Below are 1,285 nucleotides of genomic sequence, written 5' to 3'. Positions count from 1 at the left end.
AAATTAAGCTCGTCTGAATGTATAATGTGAGAACAATTATTAAATTTACCACAAAGGAAAATATATGAAAAAACTTGTTTTTGGTGCTATGCTAGTAGCTTCTACTCTTATGGCGGCTGATATAAGCCTAGAAAATGTTAGAGCTAGAGATACAAAGCCGGGTACAAACAACAGTGCTATTTTCATGGATATCAAAAATGCTTCAAATGCTGATGTAAAGCTACTTAGCGCTCACTCAAGCGTTTGCAAAAGCACAGAAATCCACACTCACAAGATGGTTGATGGCATGATGGCTATGGTCAAGATAGATGATGCCGTGATCCCAAAAAATGGCGAAACAAAGCTAGCGCCTGGTGGCCTTCACATCATGCTTATGGATCTAAATAAGCCAGTAAATGACGGCGACAAGGTTGATTTGGAGCTTAAATTTAGCAACGGCGAGGTCATCAAGCTTGACAATGTCGGAGTAACCAAAAACTTCAAATAATGAAAAAAATATTAGCTATTTTTTCACTTATCTTTATCGTGGCGGGTACTTTTTGGATAGGGCATAAATTTATGACCACCAGCTATGATGACCCGCCCGAATTTGCCGATGTGAACACCTCGCTAAATCCTCTAAAATGCGACCTAAACAAAGGCGCTTGCGAGGTTAAATTTAATGGCACTAGTCTAAAGATAGATATGACGCCACGACCGATCTTTGCGATGAGACCGTTTAGCTTTAAGATCATTAATGGCAAAAATTTAGGACTAAAAGATCCAAATCTTGTAATCGATGGCATAAATATGAACATGGGTTCTATAAAGGCAAGGCTTGATCAAAGGGGCGATAACCTAATAGCCCAAGTCGTGCTAAGTGCTTGCGTGGTCGATCTTATGAGGTATAGATTTAAGCTGCTTGATGGCGAAAAAGATACTGGATTTTTTGTCGATCTTGATCTAAAAATGTAAGGGCAAATGATGAAAAAGACACTTTGGGGCTTGATAATAATCTTAATATGTGCTGGTCTTGCGATGCTTTTTATAAAGCCAAACAAGTATGATTTTAAGGCGCTTTCAGAGCATGGCGAAGTGAGTCTTAAAAACTATAACGGCAAGTATAAAGCGATATATTTTGGTTATCTTTACTGCCCCGATGTCTGCCCTACTACGCTCTCTCTTGTGGGCGATGAGCTAAATAAACTAAAAAGAGACGACTTTGAGCTACTTTTCATCACTCTTGATCCTGATCGTGACACGCCTGAAAATCTGTCTCTTATACACATCTGACGCTGCCGACGAA

The 1,285-nt window shown here is 39.5% G+C and carries 3 protein-coding genes; all 3 read left to right on the top strand.

The window, feature by feature from the left end; all coding sequences use genetic code 11:
- The first annotated feature begins 64 nt into the window (after nucleotides 1-64).
- The 3 genes from Q0296_RS06065 to Q0296_RS06055 are packed head-to-tail and all read left to right on the top strand — an operon-like array spanning nucleotide 65 to nucleotide 1,272.
- Nucleotides 65-487, top strand: a complete 423-nt coding sequence (locus Q0296_RS06065) for a copper chaperone PCu(A)C (RefSeq protein WP_298038063.1) — start codon at nucleotides 65-67, stop codon at nucleotides 485-487.
- Nucleotides 487-954 (top strand): hypothetical protein, encoded by a 468-nt coding sequence (locus Q0296_RS06060; protein ID WP_298038061.1) that lies wholly within the window; start codon nucleotides 487-489, stop codon nucleotides 952-954. Before Q0296_RS06065 ends, Q0296_RS06060 begins: the two co-directional genes overlap by 1 nt.
- Before the next feature lie 9 nt (nucleotides 955-963).
- Nucleotides 964-1,272 carry an SCO family protein gene (locus tag Q0296_RS06055; RefSeq protein ID WP_298038059.1) on the top strand — a complete coding sequence of 103 codons (309 nt, stop codon included), beginning with the start codon at nucleotides 964-966 and terminating at the stop codon, nucleotides 1,270-1,272.
- The last annotated feature ends 13 nt before the right edge of the window (nucleotides 1,273-1,285 follow it).

Origin of the sequence: uncultured Campylobacter sp. (genome assembly GCF_937890585.1) — a bacterium.
In the GTDB taxonomy this organism is placed as follows: domain Bacteria; phylum Campylobacterota; class Campylobacteria; order Campylobacterales; family Campylobacteraceae; genus Campylobacter_A.
This window is presented reverse-complemented; position numbering and strand designations above follow the sequence as displayed.

What these genes read in the sequence shown, in the direction of transcription:
- Q0296_RS06055 (WP_298038059.1), top strand. Translation starts at nt 964, where the DNA reads ATGAAAAAGACACTTTGGGGCTTGATAATAATCTTAATATGTGCTGGT.
- Q0296_RS06065 (WP_298038063.1), top strand. Translation starts at nt 65, where the DNA reads ATGAAAAAACTTGTTTTTGGTGCTATGCTAGTAGCTTCTACTCTTATG.
- Q0296_RS06060 (WP_298038061.1), top strand. Translation starts at nt 487, where the DNA reads ATGAAAAAAATATTAGCTATTTTTTCACTTATCTTTATCGTGGCGGGT.